Origin of the sequence: Nocardioides sp. (assembly GCF_964228225.1) — a bacterium.
Taxonomy (GTDB): Bacteria; Actinomycetota; Actinomycetes; order Propionibacteriales; family Nocardioidaceae; genus Nocardioides.
Genome location: NZ_CAXQZB010000069.1, coordinates 1 through 6,117 on the forward strand (window position 1 = coordinate 1; position 6,117 = coordinate 6,117).

Annotated in this window: 6 protein-coding genes; 4 read left to right on the forward strand and 2 right to left on the reverse strand. The window is 73.3% G+C overall.

Going from position 1 to position 6,117, the window contains the following annotated elements; genetic code table 11:
• Positions 1-498: DUF222 domain-containing protein (locus ACERUJ_RS16565; protein WP_370249925.1), on the reverse strand; the 498-nt coding region annotated here is incomplete at its 3' end.
• 605 nt (positions 499-1,103) lie between these two features.
• On the opposite strand from ACERUJ_RS16565, the gene ACERUJ_RS16570 reads away from it, so the two are divergent.
• Positions 1,104-1,409, forward strand: coding sequence for an MTH1187 family thiamine-binding protein (locus ACERUJ_RS16570; RefSeq protein WP_370249926.1), 306 nt, complete (start codon positions 1,104-1,106; stop codon positions 1,407-1,409).
• Positions 1,410-1,422: 13 nt separating this feature from the next.
• Here the strand turns inward: ACERUJ_RS16570 and sppA are convergent, their stop codons facing one another.
• Entirely contained in the window at positions 1,423-3,168 is a 1,746-nt protein-coding gene (sppA, locus tag ACERUJ_RS16575; protein WP_370249927.1) for a signal peptide peptidase SppA, read from the reverse strand.
• A gap of 259 nt (positions 3,169-3,427) precedes the next feature.
• Here sppA and ACERUJ_RS16580 point away from each other — a divergent pair, with 259 nt between their 5' ends.
• The 3 genes from ACERUJ_RS16580 to ACERUJ_RS16590 all read left to right on the forward strand — a co-directional run.
• Complete coding sequence (locus ACERUJ_RS16580; protein ID WP_370249928.1) at positions 3,428-4,048, forward strand: DUF3105 domain-containing protein; 621 nt, start codon at positions 3,428-3,430, stop codon at positions 4,046-4,048.
• Entirely contained in the window at positions 4,045-5,022 is a 978-nt protein-coding gene (locus tag ACERUJ_RS16585; RefSeq protein ID WP_370249930.1) for an SMP-30/gluconolactonase/LRE family protein, read from the forward strand. The genes ACERUJ_RS16580 and ACERUJ_RS16585 overlap by 4 nt, the downstream gene beginning before the upstream one ends.
• Before the next feature lie 9 nt (positions 5,023-5,031).
• On the forward strand, positions 5,032-6,117 hold a 1,086-nt coding region (locus ACERUJ_RS16590; protein WP_370249931.1), incomplete at its 3' end, for a 1-deoxy-D-xylulose-5-phosphate synthase N-terminal domain-containing protein.

Genomic DNA, 6,117 nt, shown 5'->3' on the forward strand with positions numbered 1-6,117 from the left:
GAGGATGTGGACACCGAGGCGTTTGAGGTCGGCTGGTGCGTGGTCGGCGGCGAAGTGGATGAGTGAGGCTTCGGCGTCGAGTTTGACCTGGGTGCCGAGGCGGTCGGGGAGGTTGTCGACCGTCTCGATGATGACGCGGGCCTGACCCTCGTTGACCAGACCGGATGACATGGCTGCTGCCAGCCTGGGCAGACGCTCCAACGCTTGCGCGAGGCGGTACTGCGACGCGGTGATGCGCCGCTCGGTGCGGGTGGCGTGGGCCAGCCAGGCGCCGGGGTCGCGGGCGCCGGTGTCGTCGGCGACATCACCGGAGGCGGCCAGGACCCGGGCCTTCAGCTCGGCGACGGCGGCCTCGACCTTGGTGAGCTCGATCAGGGCGGTCTTCTTGTCCTCCACGCTCATGTACACCGGCTGGACTTCACGCACCTCGCCGAGGGCGGTTTGGAGGGTGTGGGCGCAGGTGATCACCGGGTGGGTGGTGGTGACGTCGACGCTCATGCGCTGGTTCTCCGAGATCCCGAGAAGGACTTGTGGGGACCATCATGAGATGGGGGTCCGACACAATGACCCTGCTCGACCCCGGGCTCTCCACACCTCCACCCCGGGCCGGCTTCGCGACCCCTGACAGACCCCGCCAGCGTTTCTGTCGTCCACGCCCGCGCCCAGCGCCGCTCGCGCCCGCCATTGGCCCGGCGGCCGTCGTCCACGCTCGAAACCGCCCAACTACTCGACCAAATCTCGTGCTCCTTGCATGAAGCTTCAGCCGACCAGCACGAGATTCACCGGCCCACCGGTGACTCCCGAGCCTTGTCCCCGGCGCGCGAGACGCGGTTCACCTAGGAGCGGAGCCTCTGTCCGCACCCCACCCCGACCACGCCACCGGCTTCCCCGATCGACAGCCGCCAGCGCGCGTCATCCTCGCCCGCCGACCCGGCCTCAGCCGCGCCACCAGCTGACCGTCGTCCACGCTCGAAACCGCCCGACTACTCGACCGAAACTCGTGCTCCTTGCATGAAGCTTCAGCCGACCAGCACGAGATTCACCGGCCCACCGGCGAATCCCAGCTCCCGCCGGCGCCGAGGGCGGCGGGCTAGGTTGGGCACATGCTCGTGGCCTTCAGCGTCGCCCCCACCACCGCCACCACCGACGACGGCTCGGTCGCCGAGGCGGTGGCGGCCGCGGTGCGGGTGGTGCGCGAGTCCGGGCTGCCGAACCGGACCTCGTCGATGTTCACGGAGATCGAGGGCCCGGACTGGGAGACGGTGATGGACGTCGTCCGCAGGGCCACCGAGGCGGTGCTGGCGGTGTCGCCGCGGGTGTCGCTGGTGCTGAAGGCCGACATCCGACCCGGCTACGACGGTCAGCTCGACGCGAAGGTCGCCCGGGTGGAGCAGGCGCTCACCGACTGAGCCGCGCCCGACATCAGCCAAGGCGCAGGTCCCACGGCAGGGCCAGCACGCCGGCCGGCAGCGGCATGCCGAGGCGCTCGGCCCAGTGGCTGATCATCGCCTCCGGTCCGCCGAGCGAGCCCGCAGTCGCCGACGCCGGCAGGCCCAGCGCGTCCCACAGCCCCCCAGCGTGGACGGCGCCCGGAGCCTCGCTCGACTCCACCGGGCGCAGCTGCTTGAGGACGTCGAACGGGCTCGGCGTGCGCATCCGCAGCCGGTCGGCGGGGACGCCCACGAGCGCGGCGACGCGGTCGATCGCGAGGCGCGAGCCGCCGAGGTGGTCGACGAGCCCGCGGGCGTGGGCGTCGGCGCCGGTCCACACCCGGCCGCGGGCCAGTGGCTCCAGCAGCTCGAGCGGCTGGCGGCGGTCGGCGGCGGCCTTGGTGGTGAAGTCGGCGTAGACGTCGTCGAGCCAGGAGTCGAGCACGGCTCGCTCCTCGTCGGTGAAGGGCCGCTCGGGGGCGAGCATCGCGGCGCGGGGACCGCTGGTCATCGTCTCGCGCTGGATGCCCAGGCGCTCGAGCAGGCCGGCGAGCACGAACTTGCCGGCCAGCACGCCGATCGACCCGGTGATGGTGGTGGGCTGGGCGATGATCTCGTCGGCGCCCATCGCCGCGAAGTAGCCGCCCGAGGCGGCCACAGTGCCCATCTGCGCCACGACGGGGCGGCCGGCCTCGCGCAGCGCGAGGACCTCGTGCCGGATGGAGTCGCTGGCCACGTAGGAGCCGCCCGGGCTGTCGACCCGCAGCAGCACGGCGGCCACGTCGTCGTCGCGACCGAGCGCCCGCAGGCGCGCGCACACCCGCTCGGACCCCGCCTGTCGTGCGTTGCCGGGGCCGAGCACGATCGCGCCGGTCACGTTGACGACGCCGACCGTCCTGGTGCCGTGCCCCGGCAGCGCACGGCGCACCACCTGGGCGGCGGGCGCGGTGCGCCCGGTCGCGGCGGCGTACCGATGCGCGTAGCGCAGCTCCCAGGCCGGCGTCCACGCCTCGCGGGCGGCGGCGCGCACGTCGTCGTAGTAGCCGACGTGGTCGACCAGACCTGCCTCCCGGGCTGCCTCCGGTGTGAGCGGAGCCGCCGCGATGGCGGCCTCCACGGCGCTCGTCGTGACACCGCGCCGGCGCGCCACGAGGGCGACGGTGTCCTCGACGATGGAGTCGGCCAGACGCTGGGTCATCTCCCGCACGGGCGCGGTGATCTCACTGGCAGCGAAGCGGTCGGCGGCGGACTTGTACTCGTGGCGCTGGCCGAACTGGGGCTCGACGCCGAGCTTGTCGAAGCCGCCCCGCAGGAGCGTGACCGCGAGCGCGACGCCGGTGAGACCGAGACCGCCGGACGGCTGCACCCAGATCTCCCGCGCGCGCACCGCGACGCGGTAGGCGGCGAGCCCATCGCCGATCTCCCCGAAGGTCTCGGTCCAGGCGACCGTGGGCTTGTGGCGGCCGAACTCCTCGATGAGGTCGCCCACCTCGTCGGCCTCCGCCAGGCTGAGCGGGCACGTGCCCACGTGGATGAGCAGCCCCAGCACCTCGTCGTCGGTGGCGGCGCGTCGCAGGCCGCGGCGCAGCGCGCCGAGTGACGGCGCCTGGCGCAGGCGCAGCGCCTCCCACGGCGTGGACGGCGGGTTGATCACCACGCCCTGCGAGAGATCGATCTCGAGCACCGTGCGCGGGCCGCGCGCCCGGTCGCCGAGCAGGGGACTGAGCAGCTTCGCCATGCTCCGAACCTAGCCGGGGCGGTGAACCGGCCTGGGATAGCGTCGAGGTCGGCGGCGACGCGCGAGCTGGCCGCCGCACGGACGAGACGAGGAGATGCAGGTGAGCGAGGGTTTCCCGCCCCCGGATGGCGCGCCCCGGCTGCCCCCCGGCGTCCCACCGCCGCCGGCGTATCCGCCGCCACCCGCGTACCCACCCCCGCCGGACCCGCCGCCGTCGGGGTCCCCCGCCTCGCAGCCGCCCGCCCCGCGCCGCCGCCGGGTGGTCGCGATCGCGGTCGCCGGTGCGCTCGCGCTCGCCCTGGTCGGTACGGCCGTCACGCTCTCCGCCGTCGAGGACGACGAGCCCGCGCCGAGCGACCTCGCCGCCGTGCGCACCTACGGCTCGCTGCCCACCACGCACCTGCGCCCGGGCGAGCAGCGGCGCTACGCGCAGTCGCCGGCGGTCGGCGGCCCCCACGCGCCGGTCTGGCTCGACTGCGGCGCCTACGACCGTCCGCTGCCGGAGGTCAACGTCGTCCACGACCTCGAGCACGGCACCGTGTGGATCACCTACCTGCCCGACGAGCTCAGCCCGCAGGGGCTCGAGCAACTGAGGCGGTTGCGGCCCGACAACGGGATCCTCTCGCCCTATCCGGGCCAGAGCGCCCCGGTGGTGGTCACGGTGTGGGGGCGTCAGCTGGCGCTGCGCGGGGCCGACGACCCGCGGCTCCCGCTGTTCATCGACGCCTTCGGTGCCGGTCAGACCGCCCCCGAGCCGCTCGCGTCCTGCCACGGCGGGGCCGACCCCGACGAGGTCCCCGGCTCGGAGCGGCTCAATGCGGCGCCAGCCTCGCCGACGCTCCCCACCCCTCCGATCGCGACCAGCCAGGAGAACCCGTGACCACCCAGACCGCCTTCACCGTGCTCCCCGTTCCCGGCCCCGGGGCAGAGGACGTCGTCGTCGCCACCCACGGTCCGCACGAGGGGAGCGTGTTCACCGGCACCGAGGACGGCGCGATCGTGCGGATCGCGCACGACGGCCGCCGCCTCGAGCGGGTCGCCGAGACGGGCGGCCGGCCGCTCGGCATCGAGTTCGCCCCCGACGGACGACTGCTCGTGTGCGACGCGAAGCGCGGGCTGCTGTGGGTCGATCCCGCCACCGGCGGCGTCGAGCTCATCACCGCCGAGGTCGAGGGCCGCCCCATGCGCTTCTGCAACAACGCCGCGATCGCGGACGACGGCACGATCTGGTGGTCCGACTCCTCGACCCGCTACGGCATCGACCGGTGGAAGGACGACTTCGTCCAGAACACCCGCACGGGTCGGCTGCTACGGCGTGCGCCGGACGGCGAGGTGAGCGTCGTCCTCGACGGACTGGCCTTCGCCAACGGCGTGGCGCTGTCGTCGTCCGGCGACTTCGTGGCGGTGGCCGAGACGGGCGCGCGCACGGTGGTGCGGCACTGGATCAGCGGTCCCAACGCCGGGATGCGCGATCGCCTGTGCTCCGACCTGCCGGGCTACCCCGACAACATCGCGCGCGGCAGCGACGGCCTCATCTGGATCACGATCGCGAGCCCGCGCGACCCGCTCGTGGAGGTGCTGCAGAAGGCGCCGCTCGCCCTGCGACGCCTGGCCACCAAGGTGCCCGAGGCCCTGCAGCCCAAGCCCCAGCAGACCGTGCGCGTGATGGCCTACGACGACCACGGCACCCTCGTGCACGACCTCGACGTGCAGCCCGCCGAGCACCGCGCGAGCTACCACATGGTCACCGGCGTGCGGGAGTTCGAGGGGCAGGTCTGGATGGGCAGCCTGCACGAGGCGGCGGTGGCGCGACTCGACCTCGCCGCGTTCGGGTCGCGAGGGTCCAGCGCCTAGACTCGATCCATGGCAGTCCTCGACACGATCACCGGGCCCCGCGACCTGCGGGCGCTCTCCGAGGACCAGCTGAGCACCCTCGCGGTCGAGATCCGCGACCTCCTCGTCGGCACCTGCGCGCGCACCGGCGGCCACCTCGGTCCCAACCTCGGCGTGGTCGAGCTGACCATCGCGCTGCACCGCGTCTTCGACTCGCCGCGCGACCGTGTGGTCTTCGACACCGGCCACCAGGCCTACGTGCACAAGATCCTCACCGGTCGCGGCCGCGACTTCGACGGTCTGCGGCAGGAGGGCGGCCTGTCGGGCTACCCGAGCCGCGCCGAGTCGCCCCACGACATCGTCGAGAACTCCCACGCCTCCACCTCGCTCAGCTACGCCGATGGGCTCGCCAAGGCCTACCGCATCCGGGGCGAGGATCGCCACGTCGTGGCCGTGATCGGCGACGGCGCCCTCACCGGCGGCATGGCCTGGGAGGCGCTCAACAACATCGCCGTCGCGCACGACTCGCGCCTGGTGATCGTCGTCAACGACAACGGCCGCTCCTACACCCCGACCATCGGCGGGCTGGCCACCGCGCTCACCTCGCTGCGCACCAACCCGCGCTACGAGCACGCGCTCGACCTCGTCAAGCGTCGCCTCAACGCCGTGCCCGGCGTGGGATCGGCCGCCTACGACGCCCTCCACGCGCTCAAGAAGGGCCTCAAGGACGCGCTCGCGCCGCAAGGCCTCTTCGAGGACCTCGGCCTGAAGTACGTCGGCCCCGTCGACGGCCACGACCGCGCCGCGATGGAGACCGCGCTGACCCAGGCCAAGCGCTTCGGCGGCCCGGTCATCGTCCACGCGCTGACCCGCAAGGGCTACGGCTACGACCCAGCCGAGCGTCACGAGGCCGACCAGTTCCACGCGCCCGGCCCCTTCGACGTGCAGACCGGTGCGGAGAAGCCCAAGGGCCGCATCTGGACCGACCACTTCTCCGAGGCGATGGTCGACCTCGGCCACCGCCGCAAGGACGTCGTCGCGATCACCGCCGCGATGATGCACCCGGTGGGTCTCGACGCCTTCGAGCGGCACTTCCCGGAGCGCACCTTCGACGTC